This window comes from Streptomyces sp. NEAU-YJ-81 (assembly GCF_017592595.1).
GTDB classification, from domain to species: domain Bacteria; phylum Actinomycetota; class Actinomycetes; order Streptomycetales; family Streptomycetaceae; genus Streptomyces; species Streptomyces hygroscopicus_B.
Genome location: NZ_JAGFNO010000001.1, coordinates 80,664 through 106,787, shown reverse-complemented (window position 1 = coordinate 106,787; position 26,124 = coordinate 80,664). Strand labels below are relative to the sequence as shown.

Here is a 26,124-nt window from a genome sequence, read left to right as displayed (position 1 = left end):
CTGACGGAACGGAGCGGCTTGAGGGGTTCCGAGGGCCACCGCCTAAGCTCATGCGCATGAGCGATGCGCGTGACGCCCTGCTGCAGCAGATCAAGGACAAGGCCGTGGTCCACGGCAAGGTGACCCTCTCCTCCGGGCGTGAGGCCGACTACTACATCGACCTGCGCCGGATCACCCTGGACGCCGAGGCCGCGCCGCTGGTCGGGCAGGTCATGCTCGAGGCCACGGCCGATCTGGAGTACGACGCCGTGGGCGGTCTGACGCTGGGCGCCGACCCGGTGGCCACGTCCATGCTGCACGCGGCGGCCGCGCGCGGGCGCCGGCTCGACGCCTTCGTGGTCCGCAAGGCCCAGAAGACGCACGGGATGCAGCGGCGGATCGAGGGCCCGGATATCGCGGGCCGCCGGGTGCTGGTGGTCGAGGACACCTCCACCACCGGCGGTTCACCGCTGACCGCGGTGGAGGCGGCGCGGGAGGCGGGCGCGGAGGTCGTCGCGGTCGCGACGATCGTCGAGCGCGGCGCCGCGCCGGCGATCGCGGACGCCGGGCTGCCGTACCTCCCGGCGTACTCGCTTGCCGACCTCGAGCTGAGCTGAATCGTGGCGGGTGGGGCGGTCGGACGTTTCACGTGAAACCACCCACCCCCGTCCGTGTGGTCTCCGCGTGCGCCGTGTGGAGCAATCGACGGAGTCTGGGATTATGGCCCCGACGATGACGTCGCCCCTAGGTCAGGGCCAAGTACGACTAACCCGCACATACAAGGAGCGGTCAGATGCCCATCGCATCCCCTGAGATCTACAACGAGATGCTCGACCGGGCGAAGGCAGGCAAGTTCGCCTACCCCGCGATCAACGTGACCTCGACGCAGACTCTGCACGCCGCCCTGCGCGGCTTCGCCGAGGCGGAGAGCGACGGCATCGTCCAGATCTCCACCGGTGGTGCCGAGTTCCTGGGTGGCCAGTACAGCAAGGAGATGGTGACCGGTGCGGTCGGCCTTGCCGAGTTCGCGCATGTCGTCGCCGAGAAGTACCCGGTGAACATCGCCCTCCACACCGACCACTGCCCTAAGGACAAGCTGGACGGCTATGTCCGTCCGCTGCTCAAGATCTCCCAGGAGCGCGTCGCCAACGGCCAGAACCCGCTGTTCCAGTCCCACATGTGGGACGGCTCCGCCGAGACGCTCGACGACAACCTCCGCATCGCGCGGGAGCTGCTCGCCGAGGCGGTCAAGGCGAACATCATCCTCGAGGTCGAGATCACCCCGACCGGTGGCGAGGAGGACGGCGTCACGCACGAGATCAACGACAAGCTGTACACGACGGTTGACGACGCCCTGCGCACCGCCGAGGCCATCGGCCTGGGCGACAAGGGCCGCTACCTGCTGGCCGCCTCCTTCGGCAACGTCCACGGCGTCTACAAGCCGGGCAATGTCGTCCTCCGCCCGGACCTGCTGCGTGACCTCCAGGACGGTGTCGCCGCCAAGTACGGCAAGCAGGACCCGTTCTTCTTCGTCTTCCACGGCGGCTCCGGCTCCACGGAGGAGGAGATCCGCACCGCGCTGGAGAACGGTGTGGTGAAGATGAACCTCGACACCGACACCCAGTACGCCTTCACCCGCCCGATCGCGGACCACATGTTCCGCAACTACGACGGGGTGCTGAAGGTCGACGGCGAGGTCGGCGACAAGAAGACGTACGACCCCCGGAGCTGGGGCAAGCTGGCCGAGAAGGGGATGTCGGAGCGCGTCACCCAGGCCTGTGCGAACCTTCGGTCCACGGGGACGAAGCTGAAGTAGTTCGTTCTCCGGCTCGCTCTCACGGGCCCGGCGCTCGCCTTCGTGGCGAGCCGCCGGGCCCGTTTGCGTCGCGGATGCCGGTGGTGGGCAATCGTTCCGCGGAGGGGGCACCTCCCAGCGGTAACTGGGGGAGGAACGGGTGGGCACAACCGGCCACCGGGCCGCACCCGGCGGCGAGCCTCAAGGGGAACGGCAGGCGCCGCACCCGTGGGCTGGCCTCACACGGGCAACACGAGGATGATCCAGGTATGGGCGGCGCCACGCCCGGAGCGGGCCGCGCTCCGGGTAACGGTCAGCCGGTCAGGCTTTCCGTGCCGGCCGGGCGGTGGCTGGTGTTCACCACCGTGCTGGGCTCCGCCATGGCCCTGCTCGACAGCACCGTCGTCAATGTCGCCCTGCCGCGCATCGGACTCGACCTGGGTGCCGATCTCCCCGTACTGCAGTGGACCGTCAACGCCTACATGCTCACCCTCGCCGGGCTGATCCTGCTCGGCGGGGCGCTCGGGGACCGGTTCGGGCGGCGGCGGGTGTTCGTCACCGGGGTGGTGTGGTTCGCGCTGGCCTCGCTGGCGTGCGGGCTGGCGCCGAACGCCGGAGTGCTCATCGCCGCGCGGGCGCTGCAGGGCATCGGTGGGGCGCTGCTCACCCCCGGGTCGCTCGCGCTGATCCAGTCGGTGATCCACCACGATGACCGGGCGCGGGCGATCGGGCTGTGGTCCGGCTTCGGCGGGGTCGGGGCGGCGATCGGGCCGTTCCTCGGCGGCTGGCTGGTGGACGGGCCCGGCTGGCGCTGGGTGTTCTTCATCAATGTGCCGCTGGCCGCGGTGTGTGTGCCGGTCGCTTTGCGCCATGTACCGGAGACCAGCAATCCGCGGGCGCACGGCCGGTTCGACGTCCTCGGCGCCCTGTTGGGGGCGGCGACCCTCGGCCTGATCACCTACGCGCTGATCGCCGCGCCGCAGAAGGGCGCCTCGCCTGCCGTGGTGGTTCCGGCCGTCGCCGGGCTGGCGCTGGGGATGGTCTTCGTCGCCGTGGAGCGCAGGCGGCGCGAGCCGATGCTGCCGCTCTCCATCTTCTCCTCCCACCAGTTCAGTGCCGTCAACGCGGTGACCCTGTGCGTCTACGCGGCCTTCGGCGGCTTCTTCTTCCTCTCGGTGCTCGACCTTCAGGTGGTCGTGGGCTACTCCGCGCTCGCCGCCGGTACCGCGCTGCTGCCCACGACCACGCTGATGCTGCTGTTGTCGGCCCGTTCGGGAGAGCTGGGCAAGCGCATCGGCCCGCGGATCCCGCTGACCGTGGGCCCGCTGCTGTGTGCGGCGGGAATGCTGCTGATGACCCGGGCGGGGGTGGGGGCGGTCTACTGGCGGGACATCCTGCCCGCGCTGCTGGTGCTGGGCATGGGCATGGTGGTGGTGGTCGCCCCGCTCACCGCGACCGTCCTGGCCTCGGTGGACGTCGCCCGCGCGGGTCTGGCCAGCGGCGTCAACAACGCGGCGGCCCGCGCGGCGGGCCTGATCGCGGTGGCGGCGCTGCCGCTGCTCGCGGGGATGGGCCCGGAGGCGTACCGGTCGGCGGACGCGTTCGGGGACACCTTCCGGCGGGCGATGCCGATCTGTGCCGGGGTGCTGGTGCTGGGGGCGGTCCTCGCCTGGCGCACGGTGCGCTCGGACGCCCTGGAGCAGGCGGGGGAGGAGGCGGTGGCGGGGGCGGAGCCGGAGGGGGCCGAGGCCGCGGCGGGTGCGGAGCGAGGCGAGGGTGCCGTGGCGGCGGAGCGTGCGGAGGGTGCTGTGGCGGGGGAACGTGTCGAGGGTGCCGTACCGGCGTCGGCGGGGCGTGCCGAGGGCGCCGCGCGGCCGACGGGGCCGCCGTGCCGCCCCGAGTGCGCCTACCACTGCGGTGTGTCCGCGCCGCCCCTGGATCCGGGTGAGAGACGCTCCGGTACCTGACCCGCGCCCTCTTCACCCCTCTTCGCGCCGGACGCGCCCCTGGACGTGCCCCTCGATCTGCGGACCATGTGGCTTGAGCGTGTCGGGTGGGGCCTCGGACCAGGCAGACTGGAACCCATGGCCATTCACGAGAACCTGCTCGGGGGACCGCCCCCGACCCATCTGCCCGACGACCCGGAGCCACGGGAGCTGCTCGCCTCCGGCGCGGCCCCGTCCGAGGTCGCCGCGAAGTACCCGGCCTCCTCGCTCGCCTGGGCCCAGCTCGCCGACGAGGCGTTCGAGGCCGGCCGGGTGGTCGAGTCCTACGCGTACGCCCGCACCGGCTACCACCGTGGACTCGACTCCCTGCGCCGCAGCGGCTGGAAGGGCCACGGTCCCGTGCCGTTCGAGCATGAGCCCAACCGTGGCTTCCTGCGCGCCCTGCACGCGCTCGCGCGCGCCGCGCAGTCCATCGGTGAGCAGGAGGAGTACGAGCGCTGCTCGACCTTCCTGCGCGAGAGCTCCCCGACCGCGGCGGACACGCTCTCCTGAGACGTAACGAGGCGTACCGGGCCTGTGGGGTGTCGTACGCCCCACGGGCCCCTTCCGTACTTGCCGATCGTCCGTGCGGCGCGGATGATGCGGTGCGGGGCCCCTTCGGATGTGGGCCCTGAGGGGACCGGGGCTCCGAGACCGAAAGGATGGGGCGGACCGCTACCCGGTAGCGAGCAGTACTCAGGAGATGCGATGTCGCAGCAGCCTGTCCCTGACCACGCCGCCCCGGCCCAGGCCACCTCAGGCGGGACCCCTCAAGGCCGGACCGCCCCAGGCGGGACCGCACCGGGCGAGGCCACGCCGAGCAGCGCCGCCCCCAGCCGGACCGCCCCCAGCCGGACCGCTCCGGGCGGGGCCGAGTTCGAGGCCCCCCATCTGGACTTCGACGGCACCACCCCGTACGAGGACTACGTCCAGGCGTCCGTGCTCACCCACCTCCAGCGCCCCCTCTCCGACGACCCCGGCGAGATGGTGTTCCTGGTGACCACCCAGGTCATGGAGCTGTGGTTCACCGTCATCGTCCATGAGTGGCACACCGCCGCGCAGGCGCTGCGCGAGGACGATCTGCCCACGGCGATGGCCGCGCTCCAGCGCTCGGCCTACGAGCTGGAGTCGCTCAACGCCTCCTGGACGCCGCTGGCCCATCTCACCCCCGGCCAGTTCAACGCGTACCGCTCCGCGCTCGGCGAGGGCTCGGGCTTCCAGTCGGCGATGTACCGGCGGCTGGAGTTCCTGCTCGGCGAGAAGTCCGCGTCCATGCTCGTCCCGCACCGGGGCGCGCCGCGGGTCCACGCCGAGCTGGAGAAGGCGCTGACCGAGCCCAGCCTCTACGACGAGGTGCTGCGCTACCTCGCCCGCCGCGGCCTCGCCGTCCCGGCCGCCGTACTGGACCGCGATCCCGCCCTGCGCTATGAACCCGATCCGGGGGTGGAGCGGGTCTGGGAGGAGATCTACTCCGGTCCGCGCGAGGGTGAGCTGGTCCGGCTCGGCGAGGCGCTCACCGAGGTCGCCGAGCTGGTGTGGCGCTGGCGCAACGACCACTTGGTGGCGACCCGGCGGGCGATGGGCGCCAAGACGGGGACCGGCGGCTCGGCCGGGGTCGCCTGGCTGGAGAAGCGCGCGGGCAAGACGGTCTTCCCCGAGCTGTGGACGGCGCGCAGCCATGTCTGACGCGACGATCCCGACGGAGTCGGCGGGCGCCGCGCCGAGGAGTGCCGAGTCCGGGGCGACGAGGGCTGAACCGACCGGCACCGGGGCCGAGCCGACCGGGCCTGAGCCGACTGCGGCCGAGTCGTCCGGTACGGAGTTGACTGGTGCCGAGACCGGGGCGGCTGGTGCCGAGACCGGGGCGGCTGGTACTGAGCCGACTGGGGCCGAGTCGACCGGTGTCCAGCCCGGTGTGGCCGGGCCCGGTGCAGCTAAGGCCGGTCCGGCCGCGCCCGGTGCGGCCGAGCTCGGTCCCGCCGAGCCCCGTCTGCCCCGCACCGTGCTGAGCGACGAGGCCACCACGCTCGACGCGGCCGACCGACTGCGCGCCAAGCGCGACGCCTTCACCCTCGACGATGTGATCTACCTCGACGGCAACTCGCTGGGCGCGCTGCCGCGTGCCGTCCCGCCCCGCCTGGCCGATGTGGTCGCCCGCGAATGGGGCGAGCTGCGCATCCGTTCCTGGGAGGAGAGCGGCTGGTGGACCGCGCCGGAGCGGATCGGTGACCGCGTCGGCCGGCTCGTCGGCGCCGCCCCCGACCAGGTGGTCGTGGGCGACTCGACGAGCGTGAACGTCTTCAAGGCGGTCGTCGCGGCCGTACGGATCGCTCAGGAGCGCGGCGCCCACCGCGATCAGATCCTGGTCGACGAGACCACCTTCCCCACCGACGGCTATATCGCCGAGTCCGCCGCCCGGATGACCGGCTGCACCCTGCGGCCGGTGGCCGCGGGCGACGTGCCCAGCGCCGTGGGCGCGCGCACCGCCGTCGCGCTCGTCAACCACGTGGACTACCGCACCGGCCGCCTCCACGACCTGCCCGGGACCACGGCCGCTGTGCACGCGGCGGGCGGGCTCGTCGTATGGGACCTGTGCCACAGCGCGGGCGCCCTGCCGGTCGGGCTGGACGCCCATGGGGTCGACCTCGCGGTCGGCTGCACGTACAAATACCTCAACGGCGGGCCCGGCGCGCCCGCGTATCTGTACGTCGCCCGTGCGCATCAGCCCCGCTTCGACTCGCCGCTGCCCGGCTGGAACTCGCATGCCGACCCCTTCGGCATGGCCTCCGCCTACACCCCGGCCGATGGCTCGGCGCGCGGTCGCGTCGGCACCCCGGACATCCTCTCGATGCTGGCGCTGGAGGCCGCCCTCGAGGTGTGGGACGACGTGACGATCGAGGACGTCCGGGCCAAGAGCCTGGCCCTGACGGACTTCTTCCTCCGCTGTGTCGAGGACTATGTCCCGGCCGGCCGCGTCCAGTCCGTCACCCCCGCCGCACACGCCGAGCGCGGCAGCCAGGTGGCGCTGCGGTGCGCGGACGCGGGGGAGGTGATGGCGGAGCTGACGCGGCGCGGTGTCGTGGGCGACTACCGCCGCCCCGATGTGCTGCGCTTCGGCTTCACCCCGCTGTATACGGGCTTCGCCGAGGTGGAGCGGGCGGCGCGGGTGCTGGCCGACGTGCTGCTGAAGGAGGGCTGACCGATGGGCAGGGCAGCGGCCGAGGAGACGTCGGTCCTCGGGCTCACACCCGTGGCTCCGGACCGGACCGCCGCGTACGGCGAACACCCGGACCAGGTGGCGGACTTGTACCTTCCGCGCGGGCCGCGCGGGGCCGCCCGCCCCGCCCCGCTGGTCCTCCTCTTCCACGGCGGGGCCTGGCGCGCCCCCTACGACCGCCGCCATGTGTCGCCCTTCGCCGCCTTCCTGGCGGGGCGGGGGCTCGCGGTGGCGTCGGTCGAATACCGCCGGGGCGGGGCGGACCCCGCACGGGCGGGGCGGTGGCCGGAGACGTTCGACGACATCGCGGCCGCCGTGGACACCGTGCCGAGCCTCGCCCGTGAGCTCGGGCTCCCCGGGGTCGACCCGGACCGCGTGGTGCTCACCGGGCACTCCGCGGGCGGGCACGCCGTGCTGTGGGCGGCGGCCCGGCATCGGCTGCCGTCCGGCACTCCCTGGCATCTGCCCTCCCCCTCCCCGCTCCGCGGTGTCGTCGCCCTCGCCCCCATCGCGGACCTCGCCACGGCCCGTGCGCTGGACGTGTGCTCCGGCGCCGTCGGCGAACTCCTCGGTGCAGTTCGCGGCGACGGCGATGAACTGACGGCCCGGCTCGCCCTCGCCGACCCCGCCGCGCTGCTGCCCACCGCGATCCCCACCACCATCGTGCAGGGCGGCACCGACATCGACGTGCCACCGGCGGTCGCGGACGCCTTCGCGACGGCCGCGACTCGCGCCGGGCAGGACGTCCGGCTGGTCAGGACGGAGGGCGGGCACTTCCCACCCATCGACCCCACCACGCCCGTCGCCCACACCGTCGCGGAGGAGATCGCCCACGTGGCCGGGACAGGCCCGGCAAGTTAGCCACCGGAGGCACCCCAACCACGCCCGACCGCAGCGCCCCCGACCGCGCAGCACCGCAGCGCACCTGGCGCGTGCCAGCGGCCCGCGCCCGGCCGTGCATTACCGGGCGGCAATTGGCTGTGTTGTTCCGGGGGCGCGTCTGGCCGCGTGGCGGCGGGGGCGTACGCGGCCACGTGGTGTCGGGGCGCACCTGGCCGGGTAACCGGGGCGCTCCCGGCCACACGGCATCCGGGCGCTCCCGGCCACGCGACCCGCGGCGCACTCGGCGCCCAGCGCCGCAGCGCATCCGGCCAGGCCCCACCGCAGCGCGCGCCCCGCCGCGTAGTACTTGAGGCGGATGCCGCACAATCCACATTCCCGGGGACGACGGCGCCGCAGGCGCTCTCTACCGTGGACGGCGTGACCCAGACGACTCCGCGGACCGAACTCCGCACCATCCGCCGGGCGTTCTCCGATCTGCGGAAGGACTTGATCACCGGCGCTTTCGCCCTCCGCCCGCTGCCGCCGCTCGGCGCCACGCATCGGCTGGTGCGCCGGATGCCCCGGGCGGTGCGGCCGTACGCGCCGTGGTTGCCGCAGGCCGCGATCGTGGCCTTCGCCTTCTATCTCATGGCCGTGGCGGGCGAGACCGAGGGCGTAGGGCTGGCCCTGCTCAGCGCTGTGCCGCTGTTGCTGGCGCTTTACCGGCCGATCGGCGCCTGGTGGCTGTCGTTCGCGGCGAGCGTCGTCTGGGGCCTGGGCATCGCCGACAGGTACGGGGGGAGCATGTGGCCCTGGCCGACGACCCTCTTCGCGTCCTACATCGCGGTGATGGTGATCGTCGCGACCCAGAACCGCCCGCGGGTGGCCGGGCGGATGCTGCTGCTCACGGCCGGGTTCGGGTTCGCCTGTGAACTCGGTATCAACGCGCGGCCCACGAACGCCTTTCCCATGGTGGTCGCCTCCTGCGTCATCGTGGGCGCCGTCGTCGCCCGGCGCAGTCTGCGCGAGACCAAGCAGCAGGTGGCAGTGCAGCAGTCGGCCACCTACGAGGAGCGCTCCCGCCGCACCCTGCTGGAGGAGCGCGCCACCATCGCCCGCGAGTTGCACGATGTCGTCGCGCACCACATGTCCGTGATCGCCATCCAGGCGGAGGCCGCGCCCTACCGGGTGGCGAACCCGCCCGAGGAGCTGGCCACCAGCTTCGCGACCATCCGCGAGAACGCGGTCGCCGCACTCACCGAACTCCGCCGCCTCCTCGGCGTCGTCCGCGCCGACGACCCCGATGCCTACGCCGACGCCGACCCCGAGGCGCCCCAGCCGACCCTCGCCACGCTCGACACGCTCTTCGCGGGGGTCCGGGCGGCGGGGCTGACCGTCGAGCACGTCATCACCGGTGCCGTGCGCCCGCTGCCCTCCGGTGTGGAACTGTCCGCTTACCGGATCGTCCAGGAGGCGCTGTCCAACGCGCTGCGCCACGCCCCCGGCTCCACCGCCCGCGTCGAGATCGCGTACGTCCTCGGCGGTCTGGGCCTGCGGATCGTCAACGGCCCACCCACCCAGCCCGTACGCCCCTCGCCGGGCATGGGCCATGGGCTGCTCGGGATGCGGGAGCGCGTGGCGATGCTGAACGGGGAGATGACGGCGGGAGCGGTGGAGGGGGACGGCGGCTACGAGGTCGCGGTCTTCATTCCGGCCGCGGCGCTTCCCGAAGCGGAGGCGTCAGGGGCGTCAGGGCCGTCCGGGCCCTCCGGATCAGAGGCGTCCGGACCGGCGGCGTCGGGGCTGACGAAGGGGCCCGCCCCGGAGGGGGAGACGATGAAGCCATGACGACCGATGCCACCCCTCCCATCCGCGTGCTGATCGCCGACGACCAGGTGATGGTCCGCGAGGGCTTCTCCGTGCTGCTGAACGCCCAGCCCGATATCGAGGTTGTCGGCGAGGCGGTCGACGGGCGCCAGGCCATCGCGCAGGTCGCCGCTCTGCGCCCCGACGTCGTTCTGATGGACATCCGGATGCCGGAGCTCAACGGCCTCGAGGCCACTAGGGAGATCGTCGCGGCGGACGCGGACGCCAAGGTGCTCGTCCTGACCACCTTCGATCTGGACGAATACGTCTACCAGGCGTTGCGCTCCGGAGCGAGCGGCTTCCTGCTCAAGGACGCCTCCGCCCGTCAGCTCGGCGAGGCGGTACGCGTCGTCGCGGCGGGCGAGGCGCTGCTCGCCCCGACCGTCACCAAGCGTCTGATCACCACCTTCTCGCGGATCGGGGAGGCCGCCGGGCTCGGTGGCGGCCCGCTTCCCTCCCCGCAGGGGCGGCTGGCCGAGCTGACCGAGCGGGAGAACGAGGTCCTGGTGCTGGTCGCCCAGGGCTGCTCCAACGCCGAGATCGCCGAGCGGCTGATCGTCGCCGAGTCGACGGTGAAGACGCATGTCAGCCGGATCCTGGTGAAACTGGGGCTGCGCGACCGCACCCAGGCGGCGGTGTTCGCGTACGAGGCCCGCCTGGTCACCCCTGGAGGCTGAGGGGGCCCCGGAGGCTGAGCGGGCCCGGAGGCTGGGAGGCCCCGAAGGTTGAGCGGGCCCCACAGGCGCGGGCCCGGAGGCTGCGCGGGCCCCGGAGGCTGAGGAGGCCCCGAGGGTTGAGCAGGCCCCCGAGGCTGACCATGCCGCCAGACGCTAAGCAGGCCCCGGAGGTTGAGCAGGCCGCCGGAGGCTGAGCAGGCCCCCGAGGTTGAGCATGCCGCCAGACGCTAAGCAGGCCCCGGAGGTTGAGCAGGCCGCCGGAGGCTGAGCAGGCCCTGGAGGCCGCGGGGCCCCGGCGGTACCGTCCGGGGATGAGCAGCAGCCGTGCGGAAGCCCCCGCCTTCGATCCGTGGCAGCCGTCGTTCGTCGCGGACCCGTATCCGGCGTACGCCGCCCTGCGCGAGCGCGGCCGCGTGCACTGGTTCGAGCCCTCCCGCCAGTGGCTGATCCCGCGGCACGCTGATGTCAGCGCCCTGCTGCGGGACCGCCGGCTCGGCCGCACCTATCTGCACCGCTTCAGCCATGAGGAGTTCGGCCGCACCGCGCCGCCGCCCGAGCACGAGCCGTTCCACACCCTCAACGACCACGGCATGCTCGATCTCGAACCGCCGGACCACACCCGGCTGCGGCGGCTCGTCTCCAAGGCGTTCACCCCGCGGACCGTCGAGGCACTGGTGCCGACGATCCGGCGGTTCGCGGACGAACTCGTCGACTCCCTCGTCGCCTCGGGCGGCGGCGATCTCATCGCGGCGGTCGCCGAACCGCTGCCGGTCGCCGTCATCGCCGAGATGCTCGGCATTCCACCGGCCGACCGCCCCGCCCTGCGGCCCTGGTCGGCGGATATCTGCGGGATGTACGAGCTGGGGCCGAGCGAGGAGACGGCGCGCCGGGCGGTGCGCGCGTCCCTTGAATTCTCCGGCTATCTGCGCGAGTTGATCGGCGCGCGCCGCAAGGCCCCGGGGGACGATCTGATCAGCGGGCTCATCGCCGCGCACGACGAGGGCGACCGGCTCACCGAGCAGGAGATGATCTCCACCTGTGTGCTGCTGCTCAACGCGGGTCATGAGGCCACGGTCAACTCCACGGGCAACGGCTGGTGGGCGCTCTTCCGCCACCCCGAGCAGCTCGCCCTGCTCCGCGCCGATCCGGACGCGCTGCTGCCCACCGCCGTGGACGAACTCCTGCGCTTCGACACCCCGCTGCAGCTCTTCGAGCGCTGGGTGCTGGAGGACATCGAGGTCGACGGCACGGTCATCCCGCGCGGCAGCGAGGTTGCCTTGCTCTTCGGCTCGGCCAACCGCGATCCAGCTCGCTTCGACCGCCCCGACACCCTCGATCTCTCCCGCGCCGACAACCCCCATGTCAGCTTTGGCGCCGGGATCCACTACTGCCTCGGCGCCCCGCTGGCCCGTCTTGAGCTCGCCGCCTCCTTCGGCGCGCTGCTCCGTAAGGCGCCCGGCATGCGGCTGGTCAAGGAGCCGGAGCCGCAGGCGAACTTCGTGATCCGCGGGCTGCGGGAGCTGCTGGTCGAGCTCTGAGCGGACGACGGCGGCCAGACAGCAGACACAGCAGACAGCGCAGACGAAAGGACCCCCCGTTGTCCACAGCCTGTGGACAACGGGGGGCGGTTGCCGGGGTGTGGTGGGCCGACGGGGGTCAGCCGCCGATGTCACGGCGGCGCAAACCCACCAGTCCTCCGGCGGCGAGAACGACCGAGAGAAGCAGCAGCCACAGGAACGGTGCGGCCGTCACCTCATCGCCCGGCAGCTTCGGCAGATGGCTGAAAGGTGAGGTGTTCATGACGGAATCGGACAGCTCCAGCGCCGGGCCCATCCAGCCCAGGGCGACCACCCAGCCGACGAAGGCCCAGGCCGCGGCCGAGTACTTCGGCAATACGCCCACGAGGAAGAGCGTCACGCTGGTGAGCACCCACAGCGCCGGGAGCTGGGCGAGGGCGGCGCCCATGCAGCGGCCGAGCTGGTCGGCCAGATCGCCCGCCGCGACGCCGTACCCCAGGCCGAGCGCCAGACCGCCGATGGCGAGGATGACGACCGGGCCGAGGTAGGCGATGACCAGATGGCTCCCGGCCCAGCGCAGCCGGCCCACGGCGTTGGACAGCAGGGGCTCGGCACGCTGGTCGGTCTCCTCGCTGCGCAGCCGCAGCACGGAGCTGGCGGTGTAGACGGCGAGGATGGTGCCGAGGACGCCGACCATGGCGGCCAGGAACGCGTCGTTGAGCCCCTGGGCGCCGCCCATCCGCTGGATGATGTCGCGGGTCTGGTCGCTGTCGCCGAGGAAGTCGTCGGCACCGTCGGAGATGGATCCGAAGATGGCGCCCGCGAAGACGAAGCCCGCGGCCCAGCCGAGCAGGGCACCGCGCTGCAGCCGCCAGCCCAGGCCGTAGACGCCGTTCAGCAGCGGGCCCGCGGCCGGAGGGCCGGGACGGCTGGCGTAGAAGCTGGCGCCCACGTCGCGACGGCCCGCGAGGGAGTACGCGAGGCTGATCGAGGCCGCGGCGAGCACGGCGATCAGCAGCAGCGGCCACCAGCGCTCGCCCCCGTACGGCCGGGCGTACTCGGCCCAGCCCAGCGGCGAGAGCCAGACCAGGACATGGCCGGAGCCCTTGGTGCCGTCCTCGGCGGCGTCACCCGCCATGCGCAGCACGAAGGCGACGCCGACCGCGGCGGAGCTCAGCCCCCGGGCCAGCCGTGCGTTCTCCGTGAGCTGGGCGGCGACTGCGGCCAGCCCGCCGAAGGCCATACCGGACAGGCCGACGGCGAGGCCGAGGGCGAGCGCGCCGGTGCCGCCCTGGCCCGCGAGGCTGCCCGCGATGAGCAGGGTCACCGCGCCGTTGGCGATGCCCACGGCGAGCAGGGCCGAGGTGAGACCGGCGCGGCGGCCGACCATGCCGGCGGAGAGCGCCTCCTGGCGGCCGGTCTCCTCCTCCTCACGGGTGTGCCGGATCACGATCAGCAGGCTCATGATCGCGGCGAACACCGTAAGGAAGGCACCCACGCGCCAGACGGTGAGCGCGCCGAGCGAATCGTCGAAGGCGGCGCCGAACAGGGCCCGGGTCGAGCCGTTCCCGTTCATGTCGTGGACGAGGTCGGCGCGCCGGGCGGGGGTGTCGTACGCGCTCTTCAGGCGGCCGACGGTGCTGCTGGCCGTGAGCCCCAGGCACAGGACCCACACCGGCATCATGATCCGGTCGCGCCGCAGGGCGAGCCGCAACAGCGTGCCCGTGCCGGCCAGATCGCGGGCCGATCCGCGGGTGCGGGGGGAGACCCGGGCGTCGGCTACGGCGGTCATCGGACGATCGCCTCGGCTTCCGTGTGCGAGATGTCGTCCTGGTAGTGGCGGAGGAAGAGCTCTTCCAGGGTGGGCGGGGTGGAGATGAGGCTGCGCACCCCGGCCTGGGTGAGCTGGCGCAGCACGGCGTCCATCTTGTCGGTGTCGACCTGGAGCTTGACCTGGCGGCCCTGAATGTCCACGTTGTGCACACCGGGGAGGCCGGACAGGCCGTTCGGCTCTTCGGCGAGCTCGGCGGTGACCAACGTACGGGTCAGATGGCGCAGCTCGGTGAGCGAGCCGGACTCCACCCGCTTGCCCTTGCGGATGATGCTCACTCTCCGGCAGAGCGCCTCGACCTCGCTGAGGATGTGGCTGGAGAGCAGGACCGTACGACCGCGGTCGCGCTCCTCGGCGACGCACTCGCGGAAGACCTCCTCCATGAGCGGGTCGAGCCCGGAGGTGGGCTCGTCGAGGATCAGCAGCTCCACTTCGGATGCGAACGCGGCGACCAGGGCGACCTTCTGCCGATTGCCCTTGGAGTACGTACGGCCCTTCTTGGTGGGGTCGAGCTCGAAGCGCTCCAGGAGCTCGGCGCGGCGTGCGGAGTCCAGCCCGCCGCGCAGCCGCCCGTACAGGTCGATGACCTCTCCGCCGCTCAGGTTGCGCCACAGGGTGACGTCCCCGGGGACGTAGGCGATGTGGCGGTGGAGGTCGACCGCGTCGTGCCAGGGGTCCTTGCCGAGCATCTGCACCGCACCGGAGTCGGCGCGGAGCAGACCGAGGAGGACCCGGATGGTGGTGGACTTCCCGGCGCCGTTGGGTCCGAGGAAGCCATGGACCTCACCTGCCTCGACTTCGAGGTCGAGGCCGTCCAACGCGTGGGTCCGGCCGAAGGACTTGTGGAGGCCGGACACGGAGATTGCCGTTTTCATGATTCCGAAGCTACGCTAGTTTCACAAAATTGTGAAGTTAAGGAACCATATAAACTTATGATGATGTGACGAAGAGAGGAGATGATGAAGCGGTGAGGGAGATGATCGAACCGGAGGACGCGCCCGGTGACGCGCGGGACGAAACGGCGGTGTCCAGGTTCGTCGAGCGGTTCGCGGCCGATCTGGCCGAGGGCGGTATGCAGCGCATGGCGGCGCGGGTCTTCGCGGCGCTTCTCGTCTCCGACGCCGGGGCCCTCACCTCCGCCGAGCTCGCCGAGCAGCTGCGGATCAGCCCGGCCGCGGTCTCGGGCGCGATCCGCTATCTGGCGCAGGTGGACATGGTGGTGCGCGAGCGCGAGCCGGGCTCCCGCCGCGATCGCTACCGGCTCTACAGCGAGGTCTGGTACGAGACCCTGACCCGCCGCGACCAGATGATGGCCCGCTGGGAGAGCACCATGCGGGACGGTGTGAAGGTGCTCGGCCCGGGCACCCCGGCGGGGCTGCGGATCACCGAGACCGCCGACTTCTTCGAGTTCGTCCAGCAGGAGCTGCCCAAGATGCTGGAGCGCTGGCGCGTCCACCAGGCCGCGGACCGCGCCGCGGAGGCGCGCGAGGCGGAGGCGGGGTAGCGACGGCGCGAGCGGCGCCCCGGTGCCCCGCGTGCTCGGCGCCTCTGTGCCGGTGCCGCCGCACGCTCGGCGTCTGTGCCCTGGTGCCGCCGCGCTCGGCGCTCGTGCGTCGCCCCGGCCGCCCTGGCTGTCCGCCCCGGGCCGGTGCCGTGTGCGCGTCCGACCGAGTGGCGGTCGTGTCCCGGGCGGGGGCTGAGTGTCCGGCCTCGGCGGCGGTATCCCGGGCGCCAAGGCCGTGCTGCCCGTCCGGGGGCGGCTGCGTCTCGACCCGGCGGGACAAGGCTCCGGCCCGGTGGCACAAGGCCCGGCCTGGTGCCGGTGAGCGTCTGGGCCGGCCGCGGTGAGTGTGCCGCCCTGTGGCCGCGCTAGCGTCGCTCAAGGGCGGTGGGGCAGCATCAGAGACCACGCCTCCGCCAGGACCGTCCAGGTGCGGCTGCGCACCGGGCCCCGGATCAGCGCGTCCGCGTGATAGCGGAAGTCCGGGCCGGAGACGGTGACGGCCCGCGCCCGGGTGCGCAGTGGGCCGTCCGCCGCGTGTGGATGGACGACGACCTCGGCCAGCCCGCCGCCCGGTGTGGCCGTCGACACCGAGACCCGCTCCACCGGCCGGTCGAGATCGGTCAGCAGCACCCCGTCCGCCTCGATCCGCAGCCGCTGCGGCGGCGGATGCGCCGGCCGCCGGGCGCCGCCGGCCAGCCCGATCACGGGGAGCGAGAGCAGCGTCAGCGCGGTACGGGCGGTGCGGGCCGCCGGGGTCCACCACGGCCGGTTGCCATCGCCGTCCGGATCGCCGTCGGGCGGGCCCCCGCTGACTCCGTCGTCCCCGTCCCCGTCCTCCTCGGCCCGGCGGCGGCGGTCGCGGTCGCAGGGATCGCAGCGGCAGTCCCGGCCCCTCGCCCCGCCGTCGTACGGGCCTGGTTCGTGCCCGTCCGGCCCGGCCGCCGCGCCGCATCCGCCGCCCGGCGTCCCGTGGGCACCGTAAGGAGCGCGTCCGGAGGGGATCCGCAGGCCCCCGAGGACCACCCCGCCGCTCTCGTCCACCAGCAGATCACGCGGGCGCGCGGTCCCGTCGAGGACCGTACGGGCCGCGGCGACCGCGTCCGTCGGCACTCCGAGCGAATGGGCCAGGGCGACCGTCGCGGAGCCGCCGACCGGGACCACCGACAGCGTCGCGTCCGCCAGCTCCCGCCGCCGGTGGAGCAGCTCCACCATCCGCAGCAGGGCGCGGTCGTCGCCCACCAGTACCGGCCGGCGGGCGCCCCGGCGGGCCAGTGCCCGCTCGACTTCCTCCGGGCCGTCCGGCAGGCAGATTTTCGTTTGCGCGCCCGCACAGAGCACATCTTTCGCGATCCGCACCGACTCCCCGTCCGTTCGCCGGGCGTTGGGGTCGATGACCATGAGCAGCGGGCGCCCCCGGACGGTGTCCGGCGCAGGGGGCCGGGGATCTGGAGCCGACACCTCGGTCCTTCCTCAGGTAATCTCTCGGTGCAAGAGCCCCTGTCGCTGTTGCGCCAGGGGCTTCGTCTATCCGGGGCACCGGTTCGACGGCTCTTGTGGTGGCGCACGTCACCATGCACGTTGGACATGCCCCGCCCGGAAGGGGTGTACGCCTGTGCCCGCACTTGTGCTGCTCGGTGCTCAGTGGGGTGACGAGGGCAAGGGGAAGGCCACCGATCTGCTCGGCGGCTCCGTCGATTATGTAGTGCGCTACCAGGGCGGTAACAACGCCGGCCACACCGTGGTGGTGGGCGACCAGAAGTACGCGCTGCACCTCCTCCCGTCCGGAATCCTGTCGCCCGGGTGCACCCCGGTGATCGGCAACGGTGTCGTCGTGGACCCTGCGGTCCTGCTCTCCGAGCTGAGCGGACTGGATGAGCGTGGCGTCGACACATCCAAGCTGCTGATCAGCGGTAACGCCCATCTGATCACGCCGTATCACACGACCCTCGACAAGGTGTCGGAACGCTTCCTCGGCAAGCGGAAGATCGGCACCACCGGCCGCGGCATCGGCCCGGCCTACGCGGACAAGATCAACCGTGTGGGCATCCGGGTCCAGGACCTCTTCGACGAGTCGATCCTGCGGCAGAAGGTCGAGGCGGCCCTGGACAACAAGAACCAGGTGCTGGCCAAGCTCTACAACCGCCGTGCCATCGCGGTCGACCAGGTCGTCGAGGAGCTGCTGGGCTACGCGGACCCGCTCAGCGGCTATGTCGCCGACACCACCCTGCTCCTGAACAACGCCATCGACCAGGGTCAGGTCGTCCTCTTCGAGGGCGGCCAGGGCACCCTGCTCGACGTCGACCACGGCACGTATCCCTTCGTCACCTCCTCCAACCCGACCGCGGGCGGCGCCTGCACCGGCACCGGAGTGGGCCCGACGAAGATCAACCGCGTGATCGGCATCCTGAAGGCGTACACCACCCGCGTCGGCGCGGGCCCGTTCCCCACCGAGCTCCTCGACGAGGACGGCGAGAAGCTGCGCACGATCGGCGGCGAGCGCGGTGTGACCACCGGGCGCGACCGGCGCTGCGGCTGGTTCGACGCGGTCATCGCGCGCTATGCGACCCGGGTCAACGGCCTGACCGACTTCTTCCTCACCAAGCTGGACGTGCTCACCGGCTGGGAGCGGATCCCGGTGTGCGTCGCCTACGAGATCGACGGCAAGCGGGTCGAGGAGCTGCCGTACAGCCAGACCGACTTCCACCACGCCAAGCCGATCTACGAGACCCTGCCGGGCTGGTCGGAGGACATCACCCAGGCCAAGACCTTCGACGAGCTGCCGAAGAACGCGCAGAAGTACGTCCAGGCGCTCGAGGAGATGTCGGGCGCCCCGATCTCGGCGATCGGTGTCGGACCGGGCCGCGACGAGACCATCCAGATCAACTCGTTCCTCTGACCCTCTGACCCTCTGACCCTCGGACGGGAAGCGGCCCGCGCGCCGGCGTCACCACGCCGCGGGCGGGCCGTCGGCGTCACTACGCCGCGGGCGGGCCGAACACTCCGGCGGGCTGCTGCGCCTGACCGACGGGAGCCGTGGCCCGCTGCTCCTGCATCTTGGTGATCCGCCGCACCACCGCGATGGCCAGCAGCGCCGTCAGGATGCCGAGGACGTCGTCGGCGATGCTGACGGCGACCCTGGGCCGCTGTTCCCGGATGTTGTCGCCGACGACCTCGCTGATCCCGTTCACCGGGAACATGAGGAACATGATCACGAAGAACGTCCACCACCAGTGCAGCACACCGCGTCCGCGACGTCCGGGCCCCGGAGGAGTGCTCGAGGTCCAGATGTCGTTGGCGATCTGCTTGGGGAGCCAGAGCTGGGCGACCGGGATGAACCAGGCCCCCACGGCATAGCCGCTGCCGAACCGCTGCCGGCCGGGGTTGAGCACCGTGGAGTTGATGTAGGCGGTCCGGAACCAGACCAGCCACAGCACGACGAGCACGAGCGCGGCGACACCCGTGCCGGTGTCCATCGCTTCGACGTCGCTCTTCTTGCTGTAGAGCATGTCGTCGGTGACCGTGCCGTTGTCGAGCGCGAAGTACGTGTCGAGCAGCGAGATGTTCAGCGCCATATCGAGCAGCGTCAGCACCAGCCAGACGCCGAACATGCTCATCAAAGCGGTGGCCAGACCCCGTATCGGCTTCAGCCTGGTGCCCGGGGCGGGATAGCCCACCGGCGTCTGATAGCCGCCCTGCCAGGGCTGGGTGGGCGGCGGCACCTGGTACGCGGGTCCCCCGGCCGCGTGCGCGTGAGGTGTCGCGTACGCCGACGGCGTGCCGTACGCGGAGGGGCCGGGCGGGGTGTGCGGGGCGGCCTGGGGGTGGCCGTACGCCGACGGGCCCTGCTGCGTCGCCATGGCGCCCGGCTGAGCGTTCTCGGCCTCCACCTCCAGGAGCTGCAGCGCGTCCCGTCCGAGCCGGGCGAGCAGTCCGCCCGGCAGCCAGGGCTCGCCGTCGTCGGTCACCGGGTGGGTGGCGGCGATCAGTTCGTCCACCGAGGGCCGCTTGGCCGGGTCCTTGTTCAGGCACGCGGTGACCAGCCCGCGCGCCCCCTCGTGGAGCCCCACCAGATCGGGCTCCTCCTGGGCTATTCGGTACATCAGGGCGTGGATCCCGCTGTCCACGTTGCCGAAGGGCTGACGTCCGGTGGCGGCGAAGGCGAGCACCGAGCCGAGGCAGAAGACATCGCTCGCGGCCGTGACCGGCTCGCCGCGCACCTGCTCGGGCGACATGAACCCGGGCGAGCCGACGACCGCGCCGGTCATCGTCAGATTGCCGCCCGTGGTGGAGCCCACGGCGTCCAGGGCGCGCGCGATGCCGAAGTCGATGACGCGCGGACCGTCGATGGTGATGAGGATGTTGGACGGCTTGAGGTCGCGGTGGATCAGCCCGGCGCCGTGGATGTCGCGCAGCGCGAGGGCCAGTCCGTTCGCCAGGATCCGCAGCGAGCGCTCGGGCAGCGCTCCGAAGTCCTCGGCGACGACGCTGTGCAGGGACGGACCGCCGATGTAGCCGGTGGCCACCCAGGGCACCTCGGCGTCGGTATCGGCGTCGAGCACGGGGGCGGTCCACTGGCCGCCGACCCGTGTGGCCGCCTCCACCTCCCGCTTGAAGCGGCCGCGGAAGTCGGGCTGTCGTGCGAGTTCGGCCTGTACGAGCTTCACTGCGACGGTGCGGCCGCGGGCGGAGCGGGCGAGATAGACCCGGCCCATTCCGCCCTCGCCAAGCTTGCCGAGCAGCCGGTACTCGCCGATCCACCGCGGGTCCTGGGCCCCGAGGTTCTCCATCGCGGTGTGGCTCCTGTCCCTGTGCCGATAGTCCCTGCGCCGATCGGCCGATCAGTCGAGGCGGGTGAACGTCTGTGTCATCGTCTCATCGCTGTAATCGTCCGGGTCGTCATACTCGACACGCAGCTTGTCATGTCCGGAAGAGGTGAACGTCAGTGACGTGCCGGGCCCACAGAGATTCTTAGGGGTACCCCCGGTGAACTTCGAGGGGCTGAGCACGAGGCCCTTCTCCACCGAGGCCAGGACCCGGTCACCCTCGCAGTGGTACTTGTTACTGTCCGCGACCTCCTGGGCCACCGCGGTGCCGATCGCACCCTGCTTGATGGTGATTTTCAGCGTGGCGTCCTGCTTCCCGAACGCGTCCTTCGCCAGCCAAGTGCCCTCGTACGAGGAGGGGATCGGCTTGCCGCCGCTCTTGGAGGGGCGCAGCGTCGCCTCGTAGGAGCCGTCGGTGGTGCTCCAGGCGAGGGTGCCGTCGTTGCCTATCCGCAGGGTCTGCTCGCCGACCGTGCTGCAACTGTCCTCGGGGATGCTGGTGGTGACCTCGTCGTCCTCGATGAGGAGCAGGCTGTCCGCCGACTTGAGCTTGGCCGAGTCCTGGCAGAACGAGTCCGAGTCGGAGGTCAGGGTCTCGGCGACGAACGCGCCGACCGGCCCCTGGGAGAGGACGATCCGGCGGATCTTGCCGGTGGACGAGCCGCTCTCCTTGATCTCGCCCTCCCAGGCGCCCAGATACTCGGTGGGCACATCGCCGGTCGTGTCCAGCTTGGTCGCGGACGGATCGGGCGCGCCCGAACCACCGGTGGGCGCCTTGGAGTTGGCGCCATCCGGGCTGGCGGGCGGGGTGTGGGTCATCTTGTCGTAGTCGGTCTTGGCCTTGTCGCCCTTGTCGTCGTTTCCCTTGACCACGGCGAGGGCGGCGACCCCGGCTATGAGCAGCGTGGCGACGGCGGCCGAGACGACGATGAGCGTCTTACGGCGGCGCTTGGGCTGTGGCGGCTGCGGCGAGCCGGACCCGGGGCCACCGGGGCCACCGGGCCCGCCCGGTCCACCTGGTGCTGCCGGTGCGTTTGGTCCGCTCGGCCCGCCGAAGCCGACGGAGGGCGTGGCGGCGGCTGCCTGGCCTGGGGACGGGGCGGGCCCGAACGAGGTGACGGCGGGCGGCCCGAAGGCGTGCGGCGGCGTCTGCGGCTCGCCGTCCGCGCCGGGCCGCGACGGGGTGGCGTGCGGCGGGTAGCCGTACGCCGGGGCGGCGTAGGGGGCGGCGGAACCGGGCGAGTTGGGCGCGGCGGGGGTCGCTCCGGTGTGAGGTGGGATGGGGGTTCCGGGGGCGCCGTGGGCGGGTGCGGCGTGTGGTGGTGTGGGGCTTCCGGGTGTGGCGTGGGGCGGCACGCCCTGCGGCGGTGTGGCGCTCCCAGGTGTGCCCTGCGCGCCGCTTGCCTGCGGCGCCGCGTACGGCGCTGCGCTCTGTGGCCCGGCGCCGCCGGGTGAGTTGGGCGACGCGGCTGCCGCGTCGCCCGTTCCGGCGTGCGGCGGTGTGGGGTGTCCGGGTGTGCCCTGGCCTTCGCCCGCCTGTGGTCCGGCGGAGGAGGGCGCGCCCTTCTGCGGCCCGCTCGGCGTCGCGGCAGAGCCCTGGCTTCCACCGGCCGGGGACGCGTCCGCCTGCCTTGGGTCTGCCTGCCCTGCGCCTGCTTGCGCCGCGCCTGCCTGGGGCGCGGCGGACGGTCGGCCGGGTGTTCCGGCGGTTGCAGGTGTTCCGGATGCGGCGGCGTGCGGGGCGTCGTGGCTCGGCGCGGCGCCACCGGGCGTGCTGGGCGACGCGGCGGATCCTCCTGCCGCGCCGGCCTGCTCAGCGCCCGCCGAAGGCGTGGCGCCCTGCGGCCCGGCGGCTGCCCCGCCCGGCGCTGCGGGCGCGGCGGCGGGGTGGCCCGGGGTGTCCTGGCCCGCGGCGGCCTGCTGCGGCGCGCCCTGCCCCGGCCCGCCGTGGCCCGGCCCGGCGTGGCCCGAACCGGCCTGCGCGCCGTCGGCCGACGACGCGGCGGCCTGCGGCCCGCCAGCCTGCGGCCCGGCGGCCTGGCCCCCGTCCGCCTGCGGTGTGGCGCTGTACGGCGCGGCAGGGTGCCCGCCGGGCGTCCCGGGTCCGGCGGCCTGTCCCGCGCCCCCTTGCGGCCCGGCGGCGTACGGTCCGGCGGCGTGCCCGCCCGGCTGGGCCGTGCCGCCCTGTCCCGCGCCCGCCGAAGGAGGCGCGGACGGAGCCGGGGGGAGCGCCGCGCCCGCCTGGGGCGCGGCCGACGGGAGCGGCGGTGTGGTGGGCGGCGGGGGCGTGGAGGGCTCCGCCGGAGCCAGCGGGTACGACGTGGCCGACGGCGGCGCGGAGGGCGGCGGCGGGGCGGCAGGCCCTGCCGCCCCGGCCATGGGCGCGGCGGGTCCTGCCGCCCCGGCCATCGGCGGCACGGCCGGCCGCGCAGGCATACCCGGCACGGCGGGGACCCCCGGCCCCGCGGGCGTCTCCACCTCCAGGAGCTGCACCGCATGCCGTCCGAGCTGGGCGACGAGCCCGCCCGGCAGCCACGGTTCGCCGTCGTCGTCCGCACCGGCCGTACGGTCCAGCAGCGCCTCCAGCGAGGGCCGGTCGTCCGGGGCCTTCTTCAGGCAGTCGGTGACCAGCTCGCGCAGCCCCTCCGGCAGCCCCTCCAGGTCCGCTTCCTCCTGTGCGATGCGGTACATGACCGCGTGCACCCCGCTGTTGGCCGTGCCGAACGGCTGACGGCCGGTCGCCGCGTAGGCGAGCACCGAGCCGAGGCAGAAGACATCGCTGGCGGGAGTGACCCGCTCGCCGCGCACCTGCTCGGGCGACATGAAACCGGGCGACCCGACGACGGCGCCGCTGCGCGTGAGGATGCCGTCGGTGACGGTCTCCAGCGCCCGCGCGATACCGAAGTCGATGACGCGCGGACCGTCGATGGTGACCAGGACGTTGGAGGGTTTGAGATCGCGGTGGACCAGACCGGCGTCGTGGATGTCGCGCAGGGCCTGCGTGAGGCCGTGGGCCAGGATGCGAACGGTCCGCTCGGGCAGCCGGCCCGACTCGGAGACGATCGCGTGCAGGGAGGGACCGGCGATATAGCCGGTGGCGACCCATGGGGTGGCGGCCTCGGTGTCGGCGTCCAGCACCGGCGCGGTCCACGCACCGCCGACCCGCTGTGCGGCCCGTACCTCCTGTTTGAACCGCCGCCGGAATTCGGCCTGTTGGGCGAGCTCGGTCTGGACGAGCTTCACCGCCACCGTACGGCCGCGCGAAGAATGGGCCAGGAACACCCGGCCCATGCCACCCGCGCCAAGGCGCCGGAGCAGCCGGTACTCACCGATCCATCGAGGGTCCTCGGCCCCCAGGTCTTCCATGCGTCGATCGCCCCTTCCCCGTGAATCCCCCTGATCAGCCCCTTGGAGAGAATAAAGGCGGCTGAGAGCGAAGTGGACGACGCGGACGATCCGTTATCGGTTCCGTATCCGTCCTGTGTCACTCCTGGGCCGGGGAGCGGAATCCGGACGCCGCGCCCCGATCACCGGCGGCGGCGACAAGAGCGCCATCGCCCGGCAAGGTGTCGGTGACAGGCCCGAAACCCTGACAGCCTGTCGGTGCCCGGCCCGGGGACCCGGTCCGTACGCTGGTTCCACCCCGACCCGCGAGCGATCCGAGGTACCGAACGTGTCCGTGCAGCCCAGCCCCGACCTCGTGGCCGGCGCCGCCGTCAAGGCCGCCGACCGCGCGCATGTGTTCCACTCCTGGTCCGCGCAGGGCCTCATCGACCCCCTCGCCGTCGCGGGCGCCGAAGGCTCGTACTTCTGGGACTACGACGGCAACCGCTACCTCGACTTCTCCTGCCAACTGGTGAACACCAACATCGGCCACCAGCACCCCAAGGTCGTCGCCGCGATCCAGGAGCAGGCCGCGAAGCTGTGCACCATCGCCCCGGGCTTCGCCGTGGACGTACGGTCCGAGGCGGCGCGGCTGGTCGCCGAGCGAACCCCCGGCGACCTCGACAAGATCTTCTTCACCAACGGCGGCGCCGAGGCGGTGGAGAACGCGGTCCGGATGGCCCGGCTGCACACCGGCCGCCCCAAGCTGCTCTCCGCCTACCGCTCGTACCACGGGGCCACCGCCACCGCGATCAACCTCACCGGCGATCCCCGCCGCTGGGCCTCCGACAGCGCCTCGGCGGGTGTGGTGCACTTCTGGGCGCCGTTCCTCTACCGCTCGCCCTTCCACGCCGACAGCGAGGCGCAGGAGTGCGAGCGCGCGCTGCGCCACCTCGAGGACACCATCGCCTTCGAGGGCCCGCAGACCATCGCCGCGATCATCCTGGAGACCATCCCCGGCACCGCCGGGATTATGGTCCCGCCGCCCGGCTATCTGGCCGGGGTCCGCGAGATCTGCGACCGCTACGGCATCGTGTTCATCCTGGACGAGGTCATGGCGGGCTTCGGCCGCACCGGCCACTGGTTCGCGGCCGACCACTTCGGCGTCACCCCGGACCTGCTGACCTTCGCCAAGGGCGTCAACTCCGGCTATGTGCCGCTCGGTGGCGTCGCGATCTCCGCCGAGATCGCCGCGACCTTCGACCAGCGCCCCTACCCCGGCGGTCTCACCTACTCCGGCCACCCGCTGGCCTGCGCCTCCGCCGTCGCGACGATCAACGCGATGGCGGAGGAGGGGATCGTGGAGAACGCCGCCGCGATCGGGGAGAACGTGATCGGCCCGGGGCTGCGGGAGATCGCCGAGCGCCATCCCTCGGTCGGCGAGGTGCGCGGCCTCGGTGTCTTCTGGGCGCTGGACCTCGTCAAGGACAAGGAGACCCGCGAACCGCTCGTCCCGTACAACGCGAGCGGACCGGACAACCAGCCGATGGCCGACTTCGCCGCGGCCTGCAAGCGCGGCGGTCTGTGGCCCTTCGTGAACATGAACCGCACCCATGTCGTGCCGCCGTGCACCGTCACCGAGGCCGAGGCCAAGGAGGGGCTCGCGATCCTGGACGAGGCGCTGGCCGCGGCCGACGCGCATACGGCGTAGCCGCACCGGGGGCCCGGGGAACGCCGCCCCCGGGCCGACCCCGGGCCGTCCCCGGGTGGCTGCCTGGCTCGTCCTCGTTCCCCTGCCCGTTTGCACTCCGGCCGCCGCCCGACCGCTGCCCGGTGTAGACCACTGCCGCACTCTGCGTGTTCCGCGCAACGGCCCTCGCATATCGTGATGCGAGGGCCGTCCGCTTTCTTACACCGACGGCCGTGGAAGGAGACGGTCCTCGATGCCCGTGCCCGGCGCCAGCCCGGTCAAGCGGAACACCCTGCGGCAGCAGATCGCCGACGCGCTCTGTGACGAGGTGCTCGCGGGCCGGCTCCCTGCGGGGCGCCAGTTCACCGTCAAGGAGATCGCCCAGCAGTACGGCGTCTCCGCGACCCCCGTCCGGGAGGCGCTGCTGGATCTGTGCTCCCAGGGGCTGCTCGATGTCGAGGAGCACCGGGGCTTCAGGGTCCACGACTTCACCATCGACGACTTCCGGCACATGGTCGACGCCCGCACGATGGTGGTCGAGGGAGTCTTCCGGCACTACGTCGAGCTGAAAACCATGACCCCGCAGGTGCTGGCCTCGGTAAGGCGGCGGGCCGAGGAGGCCGAGCGGGCCGCCCGCTCCGGTGACCTGGACATCCTCATCGGCTACGACCTGCGCTTCTGGCGCGAGATCTGCGGGCTGGTGGGCAATCCGTATGTGTCGGACTTTCTGCAGCGGCTACGCGTGCAGACCTGGGTCTTCACGGTGCCGTATCTGCGTCGCGTACCCGATCTGCGTGGCCAGCTCTGGACGGGGCACTCGGAGCTCACCGCGGCGGTCACCCGCGGGGACCCGCATGACTCGGAGCGGTTGATAGGGGCGTACAACGCGCATTTCCGTGCGCTGATCGAGCGGTTGGTGGAGCGGGAGGAGTCGCGCGCGCAGAACCGGACGTCGGAGGTCAACTCCCCCTGATCTCCCCCTGATCTCCTCCTGAACTCTTCCCGAACTCCTCCCGGCCCGTCGGCGGTTCCCCGGGGCGGTGAGTGAGCCGGAGGCCGGGGAGGCCGGAGCGGCGACAGGTGAACCGACCCGC

Annotated in this window: 19 protein-coding genes; 14 read left to right on the top strand and 5 right to left on the bottom strand. The window is 72.6% G+C overall.

Annotated features, from left to right (window positions below):
* The first annotated feature begins 50 nt into the window (after positions 1–50).
* From pyrE to J5X86_RS00395, 10 genes are all read left to right on the top strand, one after another.
* Positions 51–596, top strand: a complete 546-nt coding sequence (gene pyrE, locus J5X86_RS00440; RefSeq protein ID WP_093463450.1) for an orotate phosphoribosyltransferase — start codon at positions 51–53, stop codon at positions 594–596.
* A gap of 176 nt (positions 597–772) precedes the next feature.
* Positions 773–1,795 (top strand): class II fructose-bisphosphate aldolase, encoded by a 1,023-nt coding sequence (fbaA, locus tag J5X86_RS00435; RefSeq protein WP_208514867.1) that lies wholly within the window; start codon positions 773–775, stop codon positions 1,793–1,795.
* Between the two features lie 248 nt (positions 1,796–2,043).
* Positions 2,044–3,741, top strand: a complete 1,698-nt coding sequence (locus J5X86_RS00430) for an MFS transporter (protein ID WP_208514866.1) — start codon at positions 2,044–2,046, stop codon at positions 3,739–3,741.
* 117 nt (positions 3,742–3,858) lie between these two features.
* Positions 3,859–4,272 (top strand): DUF3151 domain-containing protein, encoded by a 414-nt coding sequence (locus tag J5X86_RS00425; RefSeq protein ID WP_014053800.1) that lies wholly within the window; start codon positions 3,859–3,861, stop codon positions 4,270–4,272.
* 195 nt (positions 4,273–4,467) lie between these two features.
* Positions 4,468–5,445 carry a tryptophan 2,3-dioxygenase family protein gene (locus tag J5X86_RS00420; RefSeq protein WP_243979164.1) on the top strand — a complete coding sequence of 326 codons (978 nt, stop codon included), beginning with the start codon at positions 4,468–4,470 and terminating at the stop codon, positions 5,443–5,445.
* Between the two features lie 304 nt (positions 5,446–5,749).
* Entirely contained in the window at positions 5,750–6,958 is a 1,209-nt protein-coding gene (kynU, locus tag J5X86_RS00415; RefSeq protein ID WP_208515611.1) for a kynureninase, read from the top strand.
* Positions 6,959–6,961: 3 nt separating this feature from the next.
* Positions 6,962–7,837 (top strand): alpha/beta hydrolase, encoded by an 876-nt coding sequence (locus tag J5X86_RS00410; RefSeq protein WP_208514865.1) that lies wholly within the window; start codon positions 6,962–6,964, stop codon positions 7,835–7,837.
* A gap of 390 nt (positions 7,838–8,227) precedes the next feature.
* A complete protein-coding gene (locus tag J5X86_RS00405) occupies positions 8,228–9,646 on the top strand; it encodes a histidine kinase (RefSeq protein ID WP_208514864.1) in 1,419 nt (472 codons plus the stop codon).
* The gene (locus J5X86_RS00400; protein ID WP_208514863.1) at positions 9,643–10,341 is read left to right on the top strand and encodes a response regulator transcription factor; all 699 of its coding nucleotides are present in this window, start codon (positions 9,643–9,645) and stop codon (positions 10,339–10,341) included. Before J5X86_RS00405 ends, J5X86_RS00400 begins: the two co-directional genes overlap by 4 nt.
* Positions 10,342–10,652: 311 nt before the next feature.
* On the top strand, positions 10,653–11,879 hold the full coding sequence (locus J5X86_RS00395) for a cytochrome P450 (protein WP_208514862.1): 1,227 nt from the start codon (positions 10,653–10,655) through the stop codon (positions 11,877–11,879).
* Between the two features lie 118 nt (positions 11,880–11,997).
* On the opposite strand, the gene J5X86_RS00390 is transcribed toward J5X86_RS00395, so the two are convergent.
* Together J5X86_RS00390 and J5X86_RS00385 are read right to left on the bottom strand one after the other, a co-directional pair.
* On the bottom strand, positions 11,998–13,650 hold the full coding sequence (locus J5X86_RS00390) for an ABC transporter permease (RefSeq protein ID WP_208514861.1): 1,653 nt from the start codon (positions 13,648–13,650) through the stop codon (positions 11,998–12,000).
* On the bottom strand, positions 13,647–14,564 hold the full coding sequence (locus J5X86_RS00385) for an ABC transporter ATP-binding protein (RefSeq protein WP_208514860.1): 918 nt from the start codon (positions 14,562–14,564) through the stop codon (positions 13,647–13,649). The genes J5X86_RS00390 and J5X86_RS00385 overlap by 4 nt, the downstream gene beginning before the upstream one ends.
* Before the next feature lie 101 nt (positions 14,565–14,665).
* Between J5X86_RS00385 and J5X86_RS00380 the strand changes: the two genes are divergently transcribed.
* A complete protein-coding gene (locus tag J5X86_RS00380) occupies positions 14,666–15,193 on the top strand; it encodes a GbsR/MarR family transcriptional regulator (RefSeq protein WP_208515610.1) in 528 nt (175 codons plus the stop codon).
* A 375-nt stretch (positions 15,194–15,568) separates the two neighbouring features.
* Here the strand turns inward: J5X86_RS00380 and J5X86_RS00375 are convergent, their stop codons facing one another.
* Positions 15,569–16,591, bottom strand: coding sequence for a hypothetical protein (locus J5X86_RS00375; protein ID WP_208515609.1), 1,023 nt, complete (start codon positions 16,589–16,591; stop codon positions 15,569–15,571).
* Between the two features lie 214 nt (positions 16,592–16,805).
* Here J5X86_RS00375 and J5X86_RS00370 point away from each other — a divergent pair, with 214 nt between their 5' ends.
* Positions 16,806–18,089 (top strand): adenylosuccinate synthase, encoded by a 1,284-nt coding sequence (locus J5X86_RS00370; protein ID WP_119990351.1) that lies wholly within the window; start codon positions 16,806–16,808, stop codon positions 18,087–18,089.
* Positions 18,090–18,168: 79 nt separating this feature from the next.
* On the opposite strand, the gene J5X86_RS00365 is transcribed toward J5X86_RS00370, so the two are convergent.
* Entirely contained in the window at positions 18,169–19,980 is a 1,812-nt protein-coding gene (locus tag J5X86_RS00365) for a DUF4328 domain-containing protein (protein WP_208514859.1), read from the bottom strand.
* Between the two features lie 51 nt (positions 19,981–20,031).
* Positions 20,032–23,382, bottom strand: a complete 3,351-nt coding sequence (locus J5X86_RS52760; RefSeq protein ID WP_243979162.1) for a serine/threonine-protein kinase — start codon at positions 23,380–23,382, stop codon at positions 20,032–20,034.
* A 307-nt stretch (positions 23,383–23,689) separates the two neighbouring features.
* On the opposite strand from J5X86_RS52760, the gene J5X86_RS00355 reads away from it, so the two are divergent.
* Positions 23,690–25,051 (top strand): aspartate aminotransferase family protein, encoded by a 1,362-nt coding sequence (locus J5X86_RS00355; RefSeq protein ID WP_208514858.1) that lies wholly within the window; start codon positions 23,690–23,692, stop codon positions 25,049–25,051.
* Positions 25,052–25,283: 232 nt separating this feature from the next.
* On the top strand, positions 25,284–26,003 hold the full coding sequence (locus J5X86_RS00350) for a GntR family transcriptional regulator (protein WP_208514857.1): 720 nt from the start codon (positions 25,284–25,286) through the stop codon (positions 26,001–26,003).
* Positions 26,004–26,124: the final 121 nt, after the last annotated feature.